This is a genomic window from Streptomyces sp. NPDC101776, from assembly GCF_044766845.1.
Lineage (GTDB): Bacteria > Actinomycetota > Actinomycetes > Streptomycetales > Streptomycetaceae > Streptomyces.
Map to the genome: position 1 here is coordinate 163,951 of NZ_JBIWMV010000005.1, position 23,499 is coordinate 187,449.

At 71.1% G+C, this 23,499-nt stretch carries 10 protein-coding genes; 6 read left to right on the plus strand and 4 right to left on the minus strand.

Annotated elements, in window-relative coordinates:
- Positions 1–48: 48 nt before the first annotated feature.
- Together ACIRRY_RS19290 and ACIRRY_RS19295 are read right to left on the minus strand one after the other, a co-directional pair.
- Entirely contained in the window at positions 49–1,185 is a 1,137-nt protein-coding gene (locus tag ACIRRY_RS19290; RefSeq protein WP_403973990.1) for a serine hydrolase domain-containing protein, read from the minus strand.
- 93 nt (positions 1,186–1,278) lie between these two features.
- Complete coding sequence (locus ACIRRY_RS19295) at positions 1,279–2,727, minus strand: amidohydrolase family protein (RefSeq protein WP_403973992.1); 1,449 nt, start codon at positions 2,725–2,727, stop codon at positions 1,279–1,281.
- A gap of 271 nt (positions 2,728–2,998) precedes the next feature.
- Here ACIRRY_RS19295 and ACIRRY_RS19300 point away from each other — a divergent pair, with 271 nt between their 5' ends.
- The 4 genes from ACIRRY_RS19300 (at position 2,999) to ACIRRY_RS19315 (ending at position 6,847) form a co-directional block, all read left to right on the plus strand.
- Positions 2,999–3,820, plus strand: coding sequence for an IclR family transcriptional regulator C-terminal domain-containing protein (locus tag ACIRRY_RS19300; RefSeq protein ID WP_403973994.1), 822 nt, complete (start codon positions 2,999–3,001; stop codon positions 3,818–3,820).
- Between the two features lie 80 nt (positions 3,821–3,900).
- Complete coding sequence (locus ACIRRY_RS19305; RefSeq protein WP_403973997.1) at positions 3,901–5,091, plus strand: CaiB/BaiF CoA transferase family protein; 1,191 nt, start codon at positions 3,901–3,903, stop codon at positions 5,089–5,091.
- Positions 5,084–5,926 carry a citryl-CoA lyase gene (locus tag ACIRRY_RS19310; RefSeq protein WP_403973999.1) on the plus strand — a complete coding sequence of 281 codons (843 nt, stop codon included), beginning with the start codon at positions 5,084–5,086 and terminating at the stop codon, positions 5,924–5,926. The genes ACIRRY_RS19305 and ACIRRY_RS19310 overlap by 8 nt, the downstream gene beginning before the upstream one ends.
- Positions 5,927–5,989: 63 nt before the next feature.
- On the plus strand, positions 5,990–6,847 hold the full coding sequence (locus tag ACIRRY_RS19315; RefSeq protein WP_403974001.1) for a dioxygenase: 858 nt from the start codon (positions 5,990–5,992) through the stop codon (positions 6,845–6,847).
- Between the two features lie 128 nt (positions 6,848–6,975).
- Here ACIRRY_RS19315 and ACIRRY_RS19320 read toward each other — a convergent pair whose 3' ends face one another.
- Entirely contained in the window at positions 6,976–7,764 is a 789-nt protein-coding gene (locus ACIRRY_RS19320) for a TetR/AcrR family transcriptional regulator (protein ID WP_403974003.1), read from the minus strand.
- A gap of 205 nt (positions 7,765–7,969) precedes the next feature.
- On the opposite strand from ACIRRY_RS19320, the gene ACIRRY_RS19325 reads away from it, so the two are divergent.
- Positions 7,970–9,682: an MFS transporter gene (locus ACIRRY_RS19325; protein WP_403974005.1), complete on the plus strand. Its 1,713-nt coding sequence runs from the start codon at positions 7,970–7,972 to the stop codon at positions 9,680–9,682.
- 540 nt (positions 9,683–10,222) lie between these two features.
- Positions 10,223–11,335 carry an aminotransferase class V-fold PLP-dependent enzyme gene (locus tag ACIRRY_RS19330; RefSeq protein WP_403974007.1) on the plus strand — a complete coding sequence of 371 codons (1,113 nt, stop codon included), beginning with the start codon at positions 10,223–10,225 and terminating at the stop codon, positions 11,333–11,335.
- Positions 11,336–11,513: 178 nt separating this feature from the next.
- On the opposite strand, the gene ACIRRY_RS19335 is transcribed toward ACIRRY_RS19330, so the two are convergent.
- The gene (locus ACIRRY_RS19335) at positions 11,514–23,498 is read right to left on the minus strand and encodes a hypothetical protein (RefSeq protein WP_403974009.1); all 11,985 of its coding nucleotides are present in this window, start codon (positions 23,496–23,498) and stop codon (positions 11,514–11,516) included.
- Position 23,499: the final 1 nt, after the last annotated feature.

The window sequence follows — 23,499 nt, forward strand, 5'->3', positions numbered from 1 at the left end:
GCCGCGTACACCGCTTCAGAACGGGCCGAGGACCACCCGACGGGACACTCAGGCGGTCGCGGCGTAGGTCCAGAAGTCCCGCATCCACGAGGGAAAGGCGGGACCGGACAGACCGCAGGGGGTGAAGAGGACGGTGACCGTGTCGGTCGACGGGTCGATGTGCGCGGCGGTGCCGGTGCCGCCCACCCAGCCGTAGCGGCCGGGAGTGTTCCACGGATCCGCCGAGGTGACGTCGACCGAGCCGCCGTAACCCCACCCCTGGCCCTGGAGGAAGAGGTCGCCCTCGGCGCGCTGGTCCGCGGTGAGGTGATCCGTCGTCATGAGGCGTACGGACTCCGGGGAGAGCACCATGCCGCCGCCGGACAGCAGCATGCGGCCGAAGGCGTGCCAGTCCGCGACGGTGGACACCAGGCCTCCCGCGCCCGAGGCGAAGGCGGGCGGGGTGGACCATGCGCCGTCGGCTGCGTCGGCGAAGGTGTGAGTGCCGTCAGGGGCTGTCAGGTAGTAGGGGGTGAGTCGGTCGCGTTCCGGTGCCGGTACGGCGAAGGCCGTGTCCTTCATTCCTAGCGGTTCGAGGATCCGCTCGGCCAGGAACTCCGGCAGCTCGCGCCCCGCGGCCCGTGCCACCAGCACGCCTTGCAGGTCGGAGCCGGCGTTGTACAGGAACGCCTCTCCGGGCTGCCGCAGCAAGGGGATGTCGGCGAGCGCGGCGACCCACTCGTCCGGGGTCAGCGGCGACCGCGGACCTCCGTTGTACACGGCCACGTCCGCGAACAGGGGCTGAAGGGCGGGCGCGCTGAAGTCGGCCCCGAAGCCCCATCCCGAGCGCGACGACAGGACGTCCTCGACCGTGATGGGACGGCTGGCCGGCACCACGTCGTCCAGCTCGCTCGCGGGGGTGCGGACGACCTTCGGGGACGCCAGTTCCGGCAGCCAGCGGGCGATCGGCGCGTCCAGGGTGAGCACGCCGTCGTCGACGAGCGCCAACACCGCGGCGGCGGTCACGGGCTTGGTGACCGAGGCGAGCCGGAACAGGGTGTCGGCCCGCATCGGCGCCGAGCCTCCGGGCTCCGTCGATCCCACGGCCGCGATCTCCACCTCGCCGGCACGGTCCACCAGGGCGACCGCTCCGGGGAAGGCTCCCTCGGCGACGTACTTCTCCAGCAGTGCGGTCAGATCGCTCATCAGGTTCTGCCCCTCGTGTCACGGCCGACGGCGGATATGTCTCTAGGACCGTCCGCCGGCCCGGAACTCATCGGCGCGGAACCTCACGCCTCCTCAGCGGCCGTGGGTCGAGGTGCTGCGGTAGTCGGTGTACGTGTAGGGGTTGTCGAGGATCTTGGTCTCGGGGACGTCCGGGTTCATGCCCTTCGCCCAGGCCTCCTCACCCATCGTCGACCGCAGATGGTCCACCGTCCGCTCGACGGTACGCCGCAGCGCGGCCAGGTCGGTGTCGAGCAGACGATGCTCGTGCTTGACCACCCGGCCGTCGACGATGACGGTGTGCACGTCACCCCGCTGGGCCTGGAAGGCCACATGGCCGTACGGATTGAGCAGCGGGAAGGAGACCGGTGAGTGGTCGTTCTTCAGCAGGACGAGGTCGGCCTTCTTGCCCACCTCGATGCTGCCCAGGTCGTGTTCGCGGCCAAGTGCCCTGGCACCGCCGCGAGTTGCCCACTCCACCACCTGGTCGGCGCGCAGCGCGCTGTGGGTGACGGTCTCCCCCTGGGCGTGGGCCTCCAGGTGCTGGCGGGCGCGGTCGGCGCCGAGGGTGGTGCGCATGGCGGAGAACAGGTCTCCGCTCCACCACACGCTCGTGTCCATCGACAGGGAGACGGGGATGTCGTGGGAGCGGACCGCCCAGGTCGTCGGATAGCCCTGGCCGGCGCTCTGCTCGCTCTCCGTGGACACCGAGACCGAGCCGCCGGTGGCCGCGATGCGGTGGTAGGAGTCGGCGGACAGGGTGGAGGCGTGGACGTAGACCGTCTCGGGGGTCATGAATCCGTGCTCGTGCATGAGCCGGATGCCGTCGTCGTCGGTGGCGCCCCAGACTCCGGCGTGGGTGGTGACGGCGACGCCCAGGTCGCGGGCGACCTCGAAGGCGGGCTTCTCGGGGAAGGCCGGATCGCCGGTGACGTCGAAGGCGATCTGGAAGCCGAGCATGTCGTCGCCGGTGATGCGGCGGCGCACGAAGTCCCGGAACTGCGGTGCCGCGGTCCATTCCGCCGGAGCCTGCTGGATGTTGCCGTAGGCGAGGACGAACCGGCCGGGTACGGACCGCAGCGCGTCCACCGCCGCGTCCGCGTGGTCGACGGTCTGGAGCCCGTGCGACCAGTCGACGACCGTGGTCACCCCGGCGTCCAGCGCCTCGACGGCGGCCAGGAGGTTTCCGGCGTGCACGTCCTCGGGCCGGAAGGCGGTGCCGTGTTCGAGGTAGTACCAGACGAAGTACTGGGTCAGGGTCCAGTCGGCGCCGTAGCCGCGCATCGCCGTCTGCCACATGTGCCGGTGCGTGTCGATCATGCCGGGCATCACGATGCCGTCGGACGCGTCGATCTCGGCGGTCCCCTCCGGCACGGCGAGCCGTGGGCCGACCGCGGTGATCCGGTCGCCCGTCACGAGCACGTCGGTGTCGCTCAGCACCCGTCGTGTGCGGTCCATGGGCAGGACGGTGCCGCCGCGCAGGACGACGGGTCGTCCCGCCTGGAATGGGGTGGACTGGCTCATCACTGGATCTCCCACTCGACATCGGACGACTGTCCGCATGACGGCTCTCGGTTGGTGACCGATCGTCGTCAGGGTGCTGTCCGGTGTCAATACTCCGCGGTTTCCGAATTCCGCCCGGCAATGTCCCCAGCCGTCCGCTCTGCGGTCGGCCTCAAGTCGCCGCGTCCGAGCCATCGCGACGGATGCCTGTTCCGCTGCGTAGAGTGCCCTCGGCGGGTGTCCGTACGGCGGACACCCGGGAGCGAAGCCGACGGCGACCAGAGGAGCCACCATGCCGCGCGAAGGAACCGGACCCGATTTCATCGAGGCGCTGGCCCGGGGCCTGGAGGTCATCACCGCCTTCCGGCCCCGGCAGCCGGTGATGTCGCTGTCCGACGTGGCGACCGCGACCGGGCTGGCCAGGCCTACCGCGCGCCGGATCCTGCTGACCCTGACCGAACTGGGCTACGTACGCCAGCAGGCAGGCGGTTTCGTGCTGACCCCGCGCGTCCTGGACCTCGGCGTCGCCTACGTCCGCTCGACGGGACTGTGGGACGTGGCGCGCCCGCACCTGGAGTGGCTGGTGGAGCGCACGAACGAGTCCTGCTCGATCGCCCAGCTCGACGGCTCGGACATCGTCTACGTCGCCCGGGTCTCGGTGCCCAAGATCGTGACCCTCGCCGTGCAGATCGGCACCCGCTTCCCCGCGCTGCCGACCTCGCTGGGCAAGGTCCTGCTGGCCGCGCTGCCGCCCGACGAGGCGGCCCGGGTCATCGCCGAGCCCAGCCGCTCGGGCCTGGAGTCCGTGTGGCACCCCGGCCGGGCCGAATGGGAGGCGGAACTGCGGGAGGTGCGCGCTCGGGGCTGGGCGATGACCGACGAGCAACTGGCCAGAGGCATCCGCTCGGTGGCGGCTCCGCTGCGGGACGGCTCGGGCCGCGTCGTCGCGAGCGTCAACGTGAACGCGCACGCCGCCGAGACCTCGCTGGAGGTGCTGCTCGACGACCATCTGCCACTCCTCCTCCAGGCCGCCGGCGAGATCAGCGTGGACTTCGCCCGCCTGGAGTCCGCGCCCCACACGGTCCGGCCGTCCGCCCGTGCGGTGCGATCGTGACGTCTTGACGCCTCCGCCGTCCGGGACAGAGAATTACTCTCCGGACGACTGTCCGGTGTACGGACAGAAAGGCAAGGTTCATGTCGCAGAGCGCCAAGCCCACTCCGCCGGGCACCGCGGGCCCGCTCTCCGGGGTGCTGGTCGCGGACTTCTCACGGATCCTTGCCGGGCCGTACGCCACGATGCTGCTCGCCGACCTGGGGGCCGACGTCGTCAAGGTCGAGGGACCGGGCGGTGACGACACCCGTGCCTGGATGCCCCCGACACGCGACGAGGTCTCGACCTACTACCTCGGGATCAACCGGGGGAAGCGTTCGATCGCCCTCGACCTGCGCGACGAGAAGGACGCCGCGGTCGCCCGGAACCTCGCCCGCCGGGCGGACGTCCTGATCGAGAATCTCAAGCCCGGCGGTATGGCGAAGTACGGACTGGACTACGACTCGGTGCGGCAGGACAACCCCGGGCTGATCTACACGTCGATCACCGGCTTCGGTGCCGGACCCGGCCGGCACGTCCCCGGCTACGACCTCATGGTGCAGGCCATCTCGGGGCTCATGAGCCTGACCGGCGACCCCGACGGGCCGCCGTACCGGGCCGGGATCTCCGTGTTCGACGTGATGGCCGGCAACCACGCGACGATCGGCATCCTCGCCGCGCTGCGCCACCGCGACACCACGGGGACGGGCCAGCTCGTCGAGGTGAACCTGCTGTCCTCGGCCCTGACCGGACTGGTCAACCACAGCTCGGCCTACGTCGCCGGCGGCACCGTGCCCTACCGGATGGGCAACGCCCACCCCAGCGTCTTCCCCTACGAACCGCTGCCCACCGCCGACAACGACCTCATCGTGACGGCCGCCAACGACGGCCAGTTCCGCAAGCTGTGCGAGGTCCTCGGCATACCGGAGGTGGCCGACGACCCGAGGTTCGCCCGGAACGCCGACCGCACCGCCCACCGGGACCTGCTGCGGCCGTTGCTGGCCGAGAGGCTGAAGACGCGCGGGGCCACCGAGTGGTTCGAGGCACTGGTGGAGGCCGGTGTACCGAGCGGCCCGATCAACACCATCGACGGCGGCTTCGCCATGGCCGACCGCTTCGGACTCGACCCGGTCGTCACCGTGGGCGAGGGGGACCGCGCGGTGCCCACCACACGGCATCCGATCCGCTTCTCCGCCACCCCCGCCTCCTACCTTCTGCCGCCGCCCGAACTCGACGAACACGGCGCGGAGTTGCGCACCTGGCTGTCCGGGCCCGAGGAGGCCGACCATGTCTGAGCCGACACCGCGCCCCGCCTACCCCACGGCCCTCGGCGCCTCCGACCTCAGGACCATCACCCTGCTCGGGCACGACCTGGCCGAGGACATCATGGGCTCGGTCGGCTTCGGTGAACTCGCGTTCTGGCTCGCCACCCAGCGGCGGCCCTCCTCCGGCGAGACACGTGTCTTCGAGGCCGTGCTCGCGGCCCTGGCCGACCACGGCTTCACCCCCACGGCCATCGTGACCCGCCTGACGTACCTCTCCGCCCCGGACTCGGTCCAGGGCGCGCTCGCCGCCGGACTCCTCGGCGGCGGCTCCCGCTTCCTCGGCGTCACCGAGGACACCGGCCGCTTCCTGCACGACGTACTGGCCTCCCTCGACGGGGACCTGCCCACCGACGAGGCCGGCTGGGACGCGGTCGCGCTGCGCACGGTCGAACGGCGGCGCGCGGCCGGGGAGTTCGTCCCCGGCCTCGGTCACCACGTGCACAAGGAGGGCGATCCCCGTACGCCGAGGCTGATCCAAATCGCTCAGGAGGAGGGCGTCTTCGGCCCGCACCTGAGCCTCTTCGCAGCCATCGGCCGGGTGCACCCGAAGGTGCTGCACCGGACGCTCCCCCTCAACGGAGCGGGGGTGTGCGGTGCCGCCCTCGCCGACCTCGGCCTCCCGCTCCAACTGCTGCGCGGCTTCGCGCTCTTGGCCCGTACGGCCGGTCTGATCGGGCAACTCGCCGAGGAACTGCGCCACCCCGTCGCACAGGACGTCTTCCTGTCCGTCGACCTCAACAACACCCCGGTGCCGCCGGAGCCCTACACTCCGGACCCGCTCACGAAGGACCGGCGCGAGGACTGACCCCCGCGCCCACCGTCCGACCATCCATCCGCACACACGCACGCAGACCAAGGAGCCGCAACCGTGTTCGTCGACGAGGACAACATCACCGAGCTGGCCGTCGAGCGGTGGGCCACCGCTCACTCACCGCGGCTGGGTGAGCTGATGACCGCGCTGGTCCGTCATCTGCACGCCTTCTCGCGTGAGGTGCGGCTCACCGAGGACGAGTGGATGGCCGCGATCGAGTGGCTGACCGCGGCCGGCGGGATCAGTGACGACAAGCGCCAGGAACTGATCCTCACCTCGGACGTGCTCGGACTGAGCACGCTGGTCGTCCAGTTGAACAACGAGTTCACGCCGGAGGCGACCCCTGCCACGGTGCTCGGTCCGTTCCACATCGACGGCTCGCCGACCGCGCCCCACGGCTTCGACATGTCGGACGGCATCCCGGGCACACCGATCTTCTTCACCGGCAGGGTGACCGACACCGAGGGCAAACCGCTCGCGGGCGCCGTGCTCGACGTGTGGCAGGCCGACGCGGAAGGCGCCTACGAGGCCCAGCTCCCCGAGATCGACGAGGCGCGCCTGCGGGCCAAGTACCGCACCCGCGAGGACGGCGCCTACTGCATCCGCACCATCGCACCGCGCGGGTACGCCATTCCCATGGACGGCCCCGTCGGCGACCTGATGCGCAGGACGGACATCAGCCACTTCCGGCCGGCACACGTCCACTTCCTGATCGACGAGCCGGGCTACCGGAAACTGATCACCCATCTGTTCCAGGCGGACAGCGACTATCTCGACTCCGACGTCGTCTTCGGCACCAAGGACGAGCTGATCGTCCCGTTCACCGAACGACCGGCCGGTACCGCGCCCGACGGCAGCACGCTCGAAGTGCCGTACCTGCACGCCGAGTACGACTTCGTCCTGCAGTCCCGCTGAGTCCCGCCGTCCCGCTGACCGTCGGACGGAGAACGCGCCAGCACGACCGCGGTGAGGGAGAAACGGCCGGGCTTCGATCGCGGCGCCGACGACCTGGAGCAACTGACCGTATTCCGCGGCCTGTTCGGTCAGGCCGGGTCGGTCGGCAGATAGCTCGCGAGGCCGCGCAGGATGATCTCCAGGCCGATGTCGAACCGCTCGTCGGAGGAGTCCGTCACCATGACCCCGGCCAGGGCGCGCAAGTGGGGGAAGTCCGCGGCGGGAAGGGCGGCGAAGTAGTTCTGCATCTCGCCGGCCATCTCACGCCAGTCGGGGCGGGCGGGCGAGGAGGTGTCCGCGTTCTGCTGGGCGGCCCGGTCCTGCCACATGCCCTCCTCCAGGACGAACCCGTCGATGTACGTCGAGATGAGGTCGCTGGCCTCCGCCGCGATGCGGTCGGGCAGTCCCGCGGTACGGAACACCCCGAGCAACGCCTCGACATGGGGCAGAAGTTCGGCGGTGAAGGGGACGTGGGCCATGGAAATCCTGGCCATGTCCCGGTGCGCCAGCAGGCGCCGCCGCCCCTCAAGGGCGTAGTCGCGCACCTCCTCCTGCCAGTGCTCCGGGTCGGCCTCGGGCGGCTCGAAGCCGTCGAAGAGGCGGGTGTACATGAGCTCCAGGACGTCGTCCTTGGAGCTCACGTGGGCGTAGAGGGCGGAGACGGTGACCTCGAGTTCGGCCGCGACCTGACGCATCGACAGGCCGTCGAGCCCTTGGCGGTCGAGCACGGTGAAGGCGGCGTCGACGACACGTTCGCGTGACAGGGGGGTGCGGGCCGGGGTGACGCGGGCGGGGGTGACGCGGGCGGGGACCGGCCGCTCACGCTCCCAGGGGGACGGCGGGAGCTGTGCGGGGGTGTCGGCGGCCGCGTCAGTCATGGGGACAGTCTAGGCGCCGGGAGAGCGGTGTTCTCTCCGGGTGAGCGGCGTTCACCCGGAGAAACGCGATATATCTTGTGTGCGTCGCGGAGTTGCGCTATATCTTGATGAACGCCGTTCTCTTGGTGAGCACTGTTCCGCTAAGGTGAACGGCGTTCTCCGGCCGTCACCGCGCGCGGCCCCGTCCCGATTCCGAGGAGTTCCGATGTCCACCACCGGTGTCGCGTCCACAGAGACGCCCATCGACTCGACGGCGCCCTACCGGTGGCGCTGGGCGGCGCTCTTCGTGATCCTGGCGGCCGAGGTGATGGACCTCCTCGACGCCGTCGTCACGAACATCGCCGGTCCCTCCATGCGGGCCGACCTCGGCGGCGGCGCCTCCACGCTCCAGTGGCTGGCCGCCGCGTACACCCTGTCGATGGCGGTCGGGCTCGTCACCGGCGGACGGCTGGGCGACATCCACGGCCGCCGCCGGATGTTCCTGGTGGGAGCCGCCGGATTCACACTGGGTTCGCTGCTCTGCGCGATATCTGTGTCGCCCCAGATGCTGATCGGCGCGCGGATCGTGCAGGGCCTGTTCGGCGCGGTGATGCTGCCGCAGGGCCTCGGCATGATCAAGGAGATGTTCCCTCCGAAGGAGTCGCAGAAGGCGTTCGGCATGTTCGGTCCGGTCATGGGGCTGTCCGCGGTGTGCGGGCCGATCCTGGCGGGCTGGCTCGTGGACGCGGACTACTTCGGGACCGGCTGGCGCATGATCTTCCTGATCAACCTGCCGCTCGGGGCCGCCGCGATCCTCGGCGCCCTGCGCTACCTGCCGCGGGGACGCTCCGAGACCAAGCCGCGCCTCGACATCCCCGGCATGCTCCTCGTCTCGCTGGCCGCGCTGCTCCTCATCTTCCCGCTGGTCCAGGGGCGTGAGTACGACTGGCCCGTGTGGACGTTCGTGATGATGGCCTCGTCGATCGCCGTCTTCGCCGTGTTCTCCCGCTACGAGTCGTACCGCAGCCGCAACGGCCAGGACCCGCTCGTCGTCCCGAGCCTCTTCCGCAAGCGCGGCTTCAGCGGCGGCATGGTCCTCGGGCTGGTCTTCTTCTCGACCATGCAGGGCTTCATGCTGGTGTTCAACCTCTACACCCAGATCGGCCTCGGCTACTCGCCGCTCAAGGCGGGCCTGGTGATGGTGCCCTGGTCCGGCGGCATGATCGTCGGCTTCGGGATCGCGCAAGGGGTCGTCCGATTCGGACGCGCCGTGCTCCAGGCGGGCACGGTAGTCATGGCGCTCGGAGTGTTCGGTGTCTGGCTGACCCTCGACCAGGTGGGATCCGGCGTCGGCCCCTGGCAGCTCCTGCCGTCGCTGCTCGTCACCGGCATCGGCATGGGCCTGCTCATGGCGCCCTTCTTCGACATCGTCCTCGCCAGCGTCGAACAGCACGAGACCGGTTCGGCGGCCGGCACGATGACCGCGGTGCAGCAGCTCGGAGGCGCCTTCGGCGTGGCCATCCTCGGCACCGTGTTCTTCGGTCTGCTGGGCGGCGGGATCGCCGGCGCGGTCGACCACCGCTCGGACGACCTGCGTGCCCAGCTGAGCACTGCACACGTCGCTCCGGCGGTGCAGGACCGCGTCGTGGCCGACCTGCGCCGCTGCGCCTCGGACCGCGCCACCGCCAAGGACCCCGCGGCGACCCCGGCGTCCTGCGCGCTCCTGGAGAAGGACACCCGGTCCGCGGCGACCACGTCCGAAGCGGGCGCCCGCATACCCGCCGCCCTGGAGGCCACCGCCTCGTCGGCCTTCCGCAGCGGCTTCGGTTCCGTCATGCAGACGCTGCTCTGGATCGTCGACGGGATGCTCGCGCTGACCTTCCTGCTCTCCTTCCTCCTGCCGCGCCACGCCCGCCCCGAAGAGGCCACCGGACACTGAGTCCCGGCCGACAACCAGCGCGCACGGGACGGTCGTAGACCCATTCGGGAGGGTCTACGACCGTCCCGTGTCCCGTGGCCCCGTGGCCCGTGTCCTACGGCGGCGCGGCAAGCGGTCCGGGACCTGGTTCTGCGCTGCTCAGCCCGAAGCCTGGGTGCTGTGGCAACGGGCACATTTTCAAGTGCTCTTACGGCCTGCCACGAGCCCAGTCCTGACAGCCGCCCGAACCCGTCCGCGCCGGCGGGCACGCGAGACTCACGCCGACCATTCACCGGCCGCAACCCTCCGGGCAGCCCCTCCCGCCGGCGCCACCGGCAACTCTCCGGGAGCCGGTGCGTCACGACCGCCGCTCGTCCCCGATAGGCCTGGTCACCGGGCACGCCACGCGCGGACTAGACGGTTCACCCCGGTCAGGCCCGCACGGGGCGCGCCGCGTACCGTGCGGGCAGGCCGGAACGCGCACGCGCACGCGCCGACCATGAGCGAACACCGCTCGCCGTCACCCCACAGCCTCCGCCCCCTCCCGGAAGGACGAGCCCCGTGCTCACGTCGTACGCCGACCACTTCGACACGCCTGCGGGATATCTCGACTTCGCGCGGTTCGGTCCGCCGTCGCGGGACGTCGTGGCCGCGACGGCACGGGCCATGGAGGAGTCCGCTCGTGCCGACCACACCACCGTGGACGGCCTGATGGACGCGGAAGCAGTGGCACGCGACACGGCCGCCCGCCTGGCCGGTACCGACGGCCGCCACACGGTGCTCCTCCCGAACGCGTCCACCGGGCTGTTCCACGCCGCTCTCGGAATCCGTGCGGGCGTGGTCCTCGCACCCCGCACCGACTTCCCGGCCAACCACTATCCGTGGCGGCGCAGCGCCGACCTCGGCCGGGCCACACCGCGCTGGCTCGATCCCGCACCCGGTGCCGGAGTCACCCCCGGCCTGGTCCGCGCCGCGCTGACCGACGACGTCGTCGGTGTGTCCGTCAGTGCGGTCGACTTCCGCACCGGCTTCCGCGCCGACCTCGCCGCGCTGCGCGAGGCGATCGGACCGGACCGGCTGCTGATCGTGGACGCCATCCAGGCGTTCGGGGTGGTGCGGATGGCGTGGGACGCGGCCGATGTGGTGGTCGCTGGCGGCCAGAAGTGGCTGCGCGCGGGATGGGCCACCGGCTTCGCGACGCTGTCCGATCGCGCGCTGGAGTCCCTGGAGCCGGTGCTCACCGGTTGGACGGGGGTCGAGGACGTCGGTGTCTTCGACGGGACGGAGCACATGCCCGCCATGGACGCACAACGGTGGTCGATCACCAACCTCAGCCCGGTGACGGCCGCCGCCTTCGCGACCGCTCTCGGCCTCGTCGAGCGGTACACGGTCGCCGCGATCGAGGCCGCGATCGCCGTGCGGGTCGCCGAGTTGACCGAGGTCGTCGAGAAGCACGGCGGTCGCGTCCTCTCCCCCGCCGACCCGGCGCGGCGGGCGGGCGTCCTCTCCTTCGCGATGCCGGGTCACGATCCGTCCGTCGTCGCGAAGGCACTGCACGGCGAGGGGGTCACGCCGACCGTCCGTGCCGACTCGCTCCGGTTCTCCCCGCACGCCTCGACTCCACCAGAGGTGTGCGGACGGGTGGCGGCGGCGCTTGCCTCTTTGGGGAGTTGACCCCGCCGGGCGTCGGTGAACCTCGCGGAGCCGGCGCCGAACGGTCCTGGCCGGCTGCCCAGCGGTCCTGCCGACTCGGTACGGTTATCGCCGGTTTCGGTGAGCAGCCGGGCACGGGTCGGCACGGCGAGACCCAGAGGGCTCGTGCTGATCTCCGCGTCGGGACGGGGGACGGCCCTCACGGCTCGAAGCGGCGCACCGTCCCGTCGCCGGTGACCAGTGTCAGGACGATTCCCAGGTCGCGGGCGGCGGTGCCCGCGGCGATCTGGGTGAGAAGCTCGTCGCGGTCCGCCCAGCGGCGCAGCAGTCGGTAGCGCTGCGCCAGGGTCAGTGTCAGGTCGCCCAGCGGGAGCGCACCAGTCAACGCCGCGAACGCGGCCTGGTCGGGCGTCGGGGTCATGCCCACCGCGGCGAGGTCGTCGAGCGACACCGTCGTGTGCGCCGGACCCGCCCAGTCGGCGGCGGCCAGGCGGGGCACCCGCGCCGCCGCGTCCGGGGCCGCGAGCCGGAACTCGGTCCAGCGGTGCAGCGCGTCGGACGGGTCCGGGCCCCCGAGAAGAGCGCCGAGTCCCGGCCGACTGAAGGGGCCGGACCCCTTCTTCCTCAGGGCATCGACCAACACGGCCGGCAACCAGTCGCCGCCGTCCGCGGGCTGACGCAGCAGCAGAGGCACGGAAACGGACCGGCTTTCGGTGTCTCCGGCCTGCGGCTCGGGAGCCTTCGTGGCGCTCGACTTCACCTGGTCCGGGGCGACTTGGACGCCGAGACGGTCGGTGAAGAGTCCGGCGACGTTGTCCAGCCAGCCGGCCGCGACCGCCGGGTCGACGCCCGGCCGTACCGACTTGCTCATGTAGCGGCCGGACTTGTCGTTCACGGTCCACGACCGCAGGCTCTCGTTCCAGCGGAACTCGCCCGACACCCGGCTCGCGCCGGGCCGCGTGCGACCGCCCTCCTCGAACACGGCGGCGATGCCGGTGTGCCCGAGGCCGTCGATCTCCGCCCGCAGCGACTCCGCCGTCACCTCGGGGCGTCGGGTGCGGACGCCGGCGAGCAGCGCGTCGAACCGGTCCTGAGCCATCACCTGCGAAGGGGCCTCGCTGCCGAGCAGCACACGCCCGTCGTCGGTCACCGTGTACAGCCACACCGCGTCGCGGTTTCCGGTGATCAGCAGGTCGGGGTCCACCTCTTCGAGGGGGATCCACAACGGGTTCGCCCGTACGTCGCCCTCGTCGTCACGCTCCTCGTCCTTCACCCGCTTGGGCATCACGGGGTCGCCGAAACCGGCGGTGAGGTCACCGCCCGGACCGGGCTGCGGCGCCGTCGGCAGCAGGGTCTCGTAGTGGTCGACGCCGTTGTAAGCGACGTACACGGTAGGCCCGTTGGCGTCCTCGGAGAGGCGGTGCAGGATGGATCCGCCGCGGCCGTCGGACTGGACGACGACGAGGTCGATGCCCAGCGACTGGGTGAGCAGCAGGGGTACGTCGTCGTAGAAGGGCGTGTGCCACAGTTCGGGCGAGCGGATCGCGCGGTCGACCAGCCCACGCTCCCCCAGCGTGACGGTCAGCGCCGGGGTGGCGGGCACGACGGCCGGCAGGTGGCTGCGGATCTCCCGCCACAGCGCCCGCGACCTGACCGTGGCGGGGTCGTGCAGGGTACGCAGGACCAGTTGGCGCACGTTGTCCCCGTGCACCCGGTCGGTCAGCGCACGCCGTCGGGCGTTCGCCTCCCGCCCCGTGCCGTTCTCCAGCCCCTCGGTCCTCAACTGGGCCTGGATTCCCGCCTGTTGCGCGTCGGTCAGCGGGGGGTATCTGCGCAGGCCCAGCGGGGCGAGCAGGGGGTGAAGGCTGCGCAGGTCCGGGTACCTGTCGTGGACGATCGTGTCCAACGGGTCCCGTGTGGCGTGCTGGTGGGCGGCGGCGGACGTCCGGTACCAGTCGGCGGTGTCGTTGCGCAGGTCGGCGACCGTCATCGTGTGTACGGTTCTGCCCCGCACGGTGTGGCCGGGGTGCTGTGCGCCGATACCGGCGATGATGGCGGTGAACAGGCAGTTGCCGTCGGGACGCACGTTCTGGAGGGCCATCTGACGGCCGTCCACGAGGACGGTCCGGGCGGGCGGCGGGTGTTGCTGCTGCTTGTCGCCGACGGATTTGCCCTGTGTGTCCGAGTCGGGCTTGTCCTTGGTCTTCGTCTCCTTGCCCTGACCTTCTTTGCCCTGACTCTCCTTGCCCTGTGTCTCCTTGCCCTTCGTGTCCTGGTCGCCCTTCGCTCCCTTGCCGTCGCCGCCCTCGCTGCCCTTGCCCTTTCCCTTCGTGTCGTCGGCGTCCTTACCTCCCGGCGGTTCCGGGCCCCGAACGGGCGGCGCCGGTACCGGTGTTGATGACCGGGGACGGGCCGACAGATAGCTGTCACCGCGCCGATAGACGGTCACCTGCCGGAGCGGGCCGACCGTCGGGTCGGCGGAGCCCGGGAAGAACCGGTAACTGCCGTCCTCCCCCACGACCGCGATGTCCACCCCGAGGGAACGCGCCGTCAGGTCCGCCGCGAGGTCCGCCGTCGCGTCGTCCCAACGGCGGGCCCGCTGCACGTGCAGCCGTACGAGACTCTGCCGCTGGGCGGGGGTGAGTGCGGTGAGCAGGGCGTCGGGCAGTCGGCCGCCGTTCTCCTCGGCGGTGCCGGACAGGGCGGGATCGCGCCGGAAGTGCTCGCCGAGCCTGCTGGTCAGTTCGGCCGCACGGAACACCGCTTGCGGATCGAGCGTCACGTCGCGGGGCATGTCGACGCTCCGGGCCACGCGGCCGGCCAGTCCGGCACGTCGGGCTTCCGACACCGCCGTCGGCCCGCCGCGCTCCGCGACACCGAGGACCGCCGTGAAGAACCCGTTGCCGTCGCCGTCCGGTTCGTGCAGGTCGTAGACCCAGTTACTGCCGTCGGGATCGGTGGCGGTCAGGGTGCGGTGGTCCTGGGCGGCGTCGAACCGGCGCAGCGACGGGTCCGGGGTGCCGTCCGTCTCCCACGGCGGGCGGCTGAACGCGGGGCGCAGCTCGGCGTTGCCCGCCGCCTCGTCCTGCTCCCCACCCTCTTTCTTGTCGCCGTCCTTCTTGTCGCCGTCCTTGTCGCTGGCCTTCTTCTCCGCGCCCTTCTTCTCCGCGTCCTTCTTCTCCCCGTCCGTCTTCTCCGCGTCCTTGTCGCTGGTCTTCTTGTCGATCGTCTCGCTGGTCTTCTTGTCAGTCGTCTCGGTGATCTTCTTCTCTGTCACCGATGCCTTCGCGGTGCCCGGTGCCGGTGGCACCCGGAAGACGACCTCGTCCGGTTCAGGGGTCGTGCCGAGCCGGGCGCGTCCCGCCGGTGTGACCGTGAGTTGATGCCAGCGGGTCAGGCGGTCGGCGGCTTCCCGGACGCTCGCGTACTCGTCGGCGAGCGCCTCCGCGAAAGCACGTCGTTCGCCCAACTCCGCAGTGAAGGCGTCCAGTTCGTCGCGTGCCGTGTCGCGGGCCGCACGGGCCGCGGTGACCTCGTCGGCGGCCGTCCGCAGCAGGGCCGTGACGCGGTCGTGTGCGGCGTCGCGTTCCGCGTCGTGCAGTTCCGCCCAGCCGTCGTGGGCGGGTTCCGCACCGTCGTTCTCGTGTTCCAGGCGGGCGAGTTCGCCCCGTGCGGCGATCACCTGGGGCTGGGTCTCGGGGTCGCGGGCGGTGAGGGTGGTCAGAAGGGTCTCGGCGTCCGTGAGCGCGGTCTCGCGGCGCGGGCCCTCGTCACGGCGCAGCTCCCAGTACTTCTTGTCGGCGGCCGTCCACTCCTTGTCGGCCTTGGTGACCGCGTCCCAGGCCTTGGCCGCCGCCGGCGGGAATCCGTCGTCCTCGATGAGGCCCAGTTCACGGGCGACATCCTCGCGGACCCAGGCCAGGACGGTGGTCTCGGTCTCGCGCGCCTGCGGGGCGCGCTGCGGGTTGCCGAAGGGGCTGCGCATCGCCCGCACCGGCGCGGAGTCCTTCACATGGTGGTGGACCGCGGCCACGCTCAGCCAGGTCGTGGGGATGGCGAACAGGAACGAACGGGTGGTGTTCGGCTTGACGTTCACCGACGCGAGGCGGTCGCCGCCCGAGGCGAGGGTGTCGGACTCGGTCGCGACGTCGCCCGGTCCCGAGGCGCCCATCTGGTTGGTGCCGGTGGCGGCGGTCGACGTGGCGGGACCGCCGCCGAGCGACGACTCGGCCTGTCCGACGCGCCCGGCGCTCGCGCCACCGCCCTGCACATGGCGCTTGGGTGCCTCGTGCTTCATGCCGTCGGTGACGGCGAGCAGCCGGGCCTGCCGGAACTGCGGCCGGGAGTACAGCCGGAGGTCGGCGTCCGCGCCGCCGAAGAAGCCGCGTTCGGTCAGGCCGGCCACCTCGTAGCCGCCGGGGTCGAGGGTGCGGTCGTAGAAGGCGCTGAGGGCGCCGTTGCCGGTGCCGTCCTCCAGGTTCTGGGCGGGCCCGGTGCCGGCGCGGGTGAGCGGGGTGTCCTGGGCGCGGGCGATCAGGTCGTCGTCGACCGCGTCGGTGAGCGGGAAGGACGTGTCGTAAGCGGCGGCGAGGGCAAGGGAGCTGGCGGTGTGGAGCTGGTCGACGCCGACGATCCGACGGACCTTGAACCCGTCCGGCGGCATGGTGAACGGCTTCATGCTGTCGTCGGGGTGAAGTGTGTCGAGCCAGCCGCCAAGGCCGGTCGTGGCGGGCGGTGCGACGCGGCGGGAGGGTCCGGGGGCGTCGAGGGAGGGCGGGGCCAGCGGGTCGTCCCGTTCGGCGGCGGGGTCGGCGGGGTCGGGGCGCATGAGGCTGAGCGGGTAGTGCTCGACTAGTTCCCCGACGTCGCCCTCGGAGCGGATGCGCAGCAGGCGTCGGCCGGAGACACCGCGCCAGGTGCGGTGCGCGGCCCGCTTCACCCAGGCGGAGGCGCCGGTGCCGGTCCTCGGTTCGCGGGTGTCGGTGACCTCCAGGGTGAGCCGCATCCGGTAGCGGGTGACGTACTCGGCGTGTGCCTGGGTCGTCGTCGCGGTGGCGATCCGCACGCTGCCCTCGGACTGGTTCTGGGCGGCGGTCTGCTGGGTGGAGCCGACCTCCGCGTACGTCGGTCCGGCCATCCGCACGGTGTCGTTGCCGGTGTGCGCGCCCTGGGCGACGGTGGTGCCGACGCTGGCGCCGGAGGCGCGGCCCCGGCCCTCCTGTGTGGTCTCCGCGGCGCTCCGGTGCTCCTCGAACTCCACGCTGTGCCCGAGGCCGCCGAAGCCGCTGCCGTCCGGTGCGGTCCTGTCGACGGGCACCTTCACCGGGATCAGCTCGGCGCGCGCCCGTACCTTGCGGCTGCCGATCCACAGGTTGGCGGTGGACGAACCCCAACGGCCCACGCGGGCGGGCACGGAGGAGCTGCCGCCGGTCATCTCCTTGCCGAGGGCGCGCACGACGCGTTCCGACATCAGCCGGTGCACCGTGTCCCGGTCGCTGCCCGTCAGTCCGAGCGGCCTCAACTGCCGGTCGAAGTCGCTGAGTACGGTCGCGGTATCGAGCGCGGTGAGCGGGAAACTGCCGAACGGGTTGTCCAGGAGCCAGGGTTGGGGCGACCACCGACGCCTGGTGTAGAGCGGTACGTCGCCCCAGCGGTCCCGGAGCAGTCCCATCCGGTAGGCGCTCTTCTCCGGAACGTGCCCGACCCAGCCGTCGTTGACGAGGACCCGCCGCCCGGCCGCGCCGGCGAGCCAGCGGGGCAACCGCCGTACGCCCGTGGCGCGTTCGCCGACGAGGGTGGAGGTGGCCGCGATCTCGTGGTCGACGTCGGCGGTGACGAGGACCTGTCGGCCCTGGTCCTTGCGGTTGATCTCGGCGAGCGCGGTTCGGGTGACGGCCCGGAAGCGGGACTTGTCGAGGCGGTAGGGGCTGGCGACGAGACCGTAGTTGCCGGTGGTCCCGGTGCCGGTGTCGTGCGAGTGGAGGTAGACGAGCTGGCCGCCGAAGAACAGCGTGCTGGTGCTGGTGCTGCGTCCCGAGGCCTGGGTGGCACCGCCGACGGTCGTCTCCGCCTCGATCGGGACGGCGCCCGTCACGGCGGTGAGGCTCCCGGGGCGCAGACGGCTGCGGTGGGCGAGGACCGAGGAGCGGTCCAGGTAGGGGGCCTTCGCCCACAGCCCGGAGGCGCGCCAGCCGGTCGGGGCGGACGACTGGTCGAAGTTCGCGGTCAGGAACTGGCTCTGGAACACGCGCAGTGCCGCGTCGTGGACGGGGGCGCCCTGGTGGGTCAGCATCCAGGAGTTGCCCGACGACTCCTTGAGGACGTCCTCGGCGGCCTGGCCGAGGGCGGGGTCCGCGACGACCGCGAGGGTCAGGTACGGGTGGCGCCGGTACTCCTCGCGACCCCGGCGGCCGGCCCGCTCGAACAGACCGCGCCTGGCGAGCGCCAGGTCCCGTGCGACCTGCCCGGTGGTCGCGAGGGGTACGCCGTGCAGGCGGTGGTGCGGGCGTGAGGTGTCGCGGGCGGGCGTGTGCTCGACGGGCACACCGAGCAGCACCCGTCCGACGGAGGGCCGCTTGATGTCCGGTCCGGAGCCGGCCGGGCCGATGAGGTTCTTCTCCCGCTCGGTGAAGACGAACGGCCGCGTGCCGAGCAGGTTGAGGAAGAGGACACCGCGCAGCAGCCCGCGGAACCGGCGGAAGCCGCCGCGCCGCGCGGTGAGGGCGACCTCGTAGCTGTACAGATGGGTGCCCTTGGTGCCGATCGACATGGCCTCGTGCGTGGCGGCGGCCCCGTAGCCACTCTCCGAGTCGGTACGGCCGCCCCAGCGCACGCCCAGCGAACCGGTGCCCGCGTGCAGCGGGCCGCCCGCCTCGTCGGTCGCCGCGTCCCGCAGCGACAGCAGCCCCTCCGCGCCGACGTGCGCGCCGCGCGCGCTGTTCTGCCGCCCGCCGAGGTTCTCGCTGCCGGGTGCGCTGAACCGTAGCCGCAGGTCCTTCTGCGTGCCCTCGAAACGCCGGTCGGTCAGGGCGGCGTCCACCCACACGTACCGGTGTGCGCGGGTGGCACGACGGGAGTCGACCAGGGAGATCCGCAGCCCCGAGGTCATCATCGTCTCCAGGTTGCCCGCCATGCTGTGGAAGGCGAGGGTGTTGAGCACCTCCAGGGTGTTGGAGACCGCCATCTGGAAGTGGTCGGCGTTGCGCCAGCGGGGATTGGCGGGATCGAGTTCGGACAGGGGCGCGACGAGGTCCGGGTAGGCGCGCGCGACCTCTTTGAGGACCTGGTCGCTGAAGTGGTCGAGGAACGTGCGGTCCTCGCCGTCGACATCCCGTACGTAGGAGCCGTCGGCGAACGTGAACTCCTCGACCCGGCTCATGCCGAGGGTCGGCGGCGCGTCCTGGGTGAGATACGGCGGCACCCTCGGCGGGGTGCCGGGCGCGGGGCTCGCCTCCCCGGCGAGGCGGCGGGCCTCGGTGCGGGTGAGCCGTTCCACGGCCCAGGTCTGGAACGTCTGGGTCCGCGGTGCCTCGCTCCAGGTCCGCGGCGGGTTCTTGCGCAGTTTGCCGGCTGTCGAACTCGCGTCGTCGCGCCTGCGGTCGGGCAGCGGTGCCTTGGTGTCGGGCGGCGCCGTGACCGTGACGGTCTTCTGGACCAGGTAGAGGCCCGTGGGGTCGCCCTTCGCCTGTCCGGCCGACTTCACGGCGCCGGTTCCGCCGGTGACGGAGGCGCGGTTGCGGGAGGAGCCGTAGCGGAAGTTGAGACCGGCGAGCATCCTCAGGTCGAACTTGCCGTGGTCGATGCCGAGAAGCTGGAAGGCGGGTCCGAGGGCACCGCCGATGTCGACGCCCGAGGACCTGCCGGTGGTGCGCTCGTTTCGGACCGTCGTCTGGGAGATGTCCCGGAGTTCGGCGGCGGTGGTCTCGCTGATGAGGACGGCCTCGCCGGGCTCCACCCGGACCGAGAAGACACCGAGCGGTTCGCGCCCCGCGTCGTCCTTGAACAGCGGCGGCGACGTGACCGTCCCGGCCGCCATGACCCGGCTCATGCGGTGGAACCCGTCGGTGGAGAAGAACGAGTTGAGCTGCTTGCCGGCCATGCTGTCCGTGTCGGTGCCGATCTGCTGGAGCGCCCAGTCCCGGATGTGCGCGACGGGGCCGAAGCTCTCCGTGTTCATCATGCGGTAGTTGGAGCCGCGGTCCAGCCGCATCCGCGGCGGCAGCCGGTCGGCGGGCGGCTTGGGCCGGGTGAGGCTGTCGGCGATGCGCACGAACAGCCCGTCCCTGACGGCGAATCCGAAGGCGACCTGAGCGCGCGTGCCGGACCTGGGCCCGATCGCCTTGCCGGTCCTGTCCACCGGGCGTCCGGCCGGATCGGTGACCTTGAACTCGTACCAGACGTCGTCGAGATGGGCGTGCGAGCCGTCGGTCGTACGGGTCTCGTTCTGGTTCACGACGAGGTTCTGCATGTTGTACTCGACCCGCTTGGTCCAGGAGAACTGCGCGAAGACCCGTCCCCAGGGCGCGAACAGCGTCTTCACCGGTCCGAGCGGTGCGGTGGGCGTGAGGGAGGTCGAGGTGCTGTTGACGGCGACCCGGCCGGTGAGCGCGGTGTTGCGCTGCATCGTGTCGATCTTCACGGGGTTGGCGTAGCCGAAGGTGAACCTCTCCCACTGCCCGTACGGGCGGGCCGTGACCGTGATAACCCGCGACTTGCCGTCCACCGTGCGGTAGTTGAACTGCTGCCCGTCGCCGAAGAAGCCGCTCGGGTTGTGGACGAGGGCATGTCGTACGTCGTCCAGGAGCCCGTCACCGGCCCGGTTGCCGCCGGGGCGCGCGGGCCGGGGGCGAACGCCGGGCGGCTGCCGGAGGTTGAGATCGAGCTGCTCTACGACGCGGTCGGCGCCGCGCAGGACACGGTCACCCTGGCCGAGGGTGTACGAGCGGCGCAGCAGATTGCGCGGCAGCCCGCGCAGCAACTCGCCGATGCCGCCCATGTAGACGGGCAGTCTGGCACCGTCGGTGAACGACGCGGGTCCGCCACCGCTGTACGGCGCGGGGGGCAGGTCGAGATCGACACGCGGCGGCCGACGGGAGTCCAGGTCGTGCACCACCCAGGTCGGCCCCGGCGTGGCGGGCTTCTTGACGGGCGGTGGGGTGAACTCGGCCTCGGCGTCCTCGTCGATGGGTTCGAGCGGAGCGGTACGGCGGTTCGGCGGGGCGCCCTTGCGGAGCGTGCGCTGTCGACGAGGCTTCTCCGGGGGTTCGTCCGAGCCGCGTGGAGGCACCGAAGTCGACTTGTCGTCAGCGGACTTGACCACCCCCTCGACCGGCACTTCCGTGATCGTGGTCGTCGAATCGGTTGTCGCGTCGATCGTCGAGTCGGTCGTGGTGGACGTCGTCGCGACGAGCGGTGTCCCGGTGCCCAGGGTGACCACGGGCTGCGGAACGTCGGAGGACTCCTCGGGCTTGGGGCCACCGCCCCGCAGCCGCTGCGGCAGCCCGAGCCCCTTGCGGAGACGGTCGGCGAGCGAGGTCGCCTCCGCACGCGTCCCGCCCGCGGCCAGCACGTCGGCGACCTGACGTACCGCGCCTCGGTACGACTCGATCGCGTGCCGCGAGTCCGCGAGCACGGGGTGCAGTTCCAGGGGCAGTACGAGCAGGGTGGCGGTGTCCCACGACTGGCGTGCGGTGTCCGGAGCCGGCCCGGGCGTGCTCAGCGCGAAATCCGTGAACGCGTCGTCCCACAGGCGCCTGCTCGCCGTGGCGGCGGCGATGTCGACGTGCCCGGCCCATGGACCGGGTTGCAGCATCAGCGCCTTGGCCTGCTGCAAGGGCGTGAGTCCGGTGTCCAGCAGGGACAGTCTGCCGCTCCCCATCACTGCCTGGGTCTGCTGCTCGACGGTGAGGGCGGCTCCGGTGGAGGACAGGGCGGCGACGTCCACGTCGGCATCGCCGGTCGTCAGGTCGGCGGCGGAGAAGTCGTGGGGCAGGTCGTCCTCGGTCAACTGCGAGGCGATCCAATGCCGTTGGGCATCAGAGCGGTGCACCACGGGGACGATGGCGGAGGGCTGCGTCGACGGGTCGGAGCCGAGATCCAGAGCGGCGTCGGTGTGGGAACGCGGCACCTCGCCCAGTTCGCGCAGCCGCGTCTCCGTCCGCGAAAGGTCCGCCTGCGCGTGCCGCACCCCGTCGTCCGCATCGTGCAACGCGGTGACGTCGCGGCTGTTCCCCTCGCCTGTCTCGACACGCACGCGGAGCCGTTCGGCGGTGTCGACCGCGTGCTCCAACGACCGTACAGCGTCGGCATGGGCGTCGTGGGCGGCGCCCACGAGCGGGGCCGGGTGGGAAACGGTGCCCGGGTCTGGGTCTGTGGCGTCCGTTGTCGGTGGAGCCACGGCCTTTCCCTTGCCGGTACCCGTTCCCGTACCGGTGTCCGTAGTCGGAGTACGGGACGGAAGCGGGGCTTGGACAGGGTGCGGGGTCGGATTGCCGGTGGGCGTGTCGTTGCTCGAACTCCCCTGGACAGGAAGGTTGTTGTGGGTTATTGCGGGAGGGACAGTGGTCCCGTCCGTTGGCCCCACTGGGGTCGACGTCACCACAGGCGGCGGCAACTCCGTGGCGGGCGGCTCGACAACAGGGTCCTGGTCCAGGGTCGAGGGCGGGTCGAACCGAGTTGTTCCGACCGACTCCACCTCGGGGGAGTTCAAGTCGTCCGTCTGCGGCGGGGGTTCGGTGCCGTTGTCGTTGCCGCTGCTGCCGTGCGTCACGACGGGCGGTGCGGAAGTCCCAACCACTGGCGGAACAACCGGCGTTGAAGCCATCGTTGACGTGTCGGCGTCCGTGTCGACATGGATATCGGTGTCCGTGTCCGCGCCCTGGCCCGATTCCGGATCCGCGTCAACAGGCGTGTACGGACCGCTTCCCGCACCGGACTTGGGGCCGCCGCCCACCGTCGTGGTCGGCGGGTACGTCCCAGGGCTCTCCCCTCCCCCGGAGGACGTGTCGCCGCTCTTGCCCGAGCCGGGGTTCCGACTACCGGAATCGGCGTCTCCGATGCCAGTGCCGGAGACCGGCATGGAGATCGTCGGCGGGCTCCCGAAGTTCTTCAGCCAGTCGGCACTGTTGGTGACCGCGTGCTCGGCCCCCGCCTCGAACCGCTCGCTCAGGCCCGCCCCGACGAACGTCTGCCAACTCGGTGTGAAGTCACCGAAGAACGCACCCATCACAAGGGACTCGGCCAGCGTCTCCGAGGCACCGTCCGCGACGAACTCACCGCTCTGGTCAAGCACCTTCGCGGAGAAGCTCTCGTCGCCGTGAGGTGTCGGCGTCACATGCGGGGTGACCGTGGGGGTCGTCTTGGGGACATGCGTTCCGGGTCCCGGAGTAGGACCGGACTTCGGCTTGTTCGTCAGGTTCAGGTCGGTGTCGTTCGGCTTCGGCGGCTTCGCCCCGCCCACGTGGATGTCGTCGAACTTCTTCCCCAGGTCACCGATGTTCTTGACGTTGTTCGTGAGGTTCTTCATCGTCTTGGTGAGGATCGGCGCGAGGAACCCCGCGACGGCGCCGAACGCGGCACTGAGAGCGATGTCGCCCCAGTCGATCGACTTCGGCCGTTGCCCCTTGGGGGCGCCCACCATCATGGCCAACCGGACCGCGAGCGTCATGAAGGCCTCCTCGACGGCCTCCAGGAAACTCGGCAACAGATGCGTGCGGCGCGAGAGTTCGAGCAGGACCTCCAGGATGAACACACGGCTGCGGGCACGTGCCACCGCCGCCTCACTGGCGCTGGCGCCACCGGTGAAGAAGGACATCACCGCGAGGATCGCCAGCTCGATGAACAGGCGGATGAGTTCGGCGATGATGTTCCACTTCGCCTCGCGGATCTGCATGGCGATGTTGACCTGGTTCTTGGTCACCTTGTCCAGGTCGGCCTCGAACTGGTCGAGATAGGGCAGTACTTGGTTGATCGCCCCGATGAACTGGTCGGCGGTCCCCTTGGGGAGGCCCTCCCCCACAGCCAACACCGCTTGATTCGCCCGTGACTTGAGCGCGCCGACGTGCTGATGGAGCTGGTCGAACGACCGGCTGGTGTCGTAGGCGTGGTCCTCGTTGGCCTCCAGGAACTTCTCCCCGATGAGGATGAAGAACAGCCAGTTGAGCTTGGGCGAGACGACGATGGCCACG

What these genes read in the sequence shown, in the direction of transcription:
- ACIRRY_RS19320 (WP_403974003.1), bottom strand. Translation starts at nt 7,764, where the DNA reads ATGACTGACGCGGCCGCCGACACCCCCGCACAGCTCCCGCCGTCCCCC.
- ACIRRY_RS19295 (WP_403973992.1), bottom strand. Translation starts at nt 2,727, where the DNA reads ATGAGCCAGTCCACCCCATTCCAGGCGGGACGACCCGTCGTCCTGCGC.
- ACIRRY_RS19290 (WP_403973990.1), bottom strand. Translation starts at nt 1,185, where the DNA reads ATGAGCGATCTGACCGCACTGCTGGAGAAGTACGTCGCCGAGGGAGCC.
- ACIRRY_RS19305 (WP_403973997.1), top strand. Translation starts at nt 3,901, where the DNA reads ATGTCGCAGAGCGCCAAGCCCACTCCGCCGGGCACCGCGGGCCCGCTC.
- ACIRRY_RS19325 (WP_403974005.1), top strand. Translation starts at nt 7,970, where the DNA reads ATGTCCACCACCGGTGTCGCGTCCACAGAGACGCCCATCGACTCGACG.
- ACIRRY_RS19310 (WP_403973999.1), top strand. Translation starts at nt 5,084, where the DNA reads ATGTCTGAGCCGACACCGCGCCCCGCCTACCCCACGGCCCTCGGCGCC.
- ACIRRY_RS19300 (WP_403973994.1), top strand. Translation starts at nt 2,999, where the DNA reads ATGCCGCGCGAAGGAACCGGACCCGATTTCATCGAGGCGCTGGCCCGG.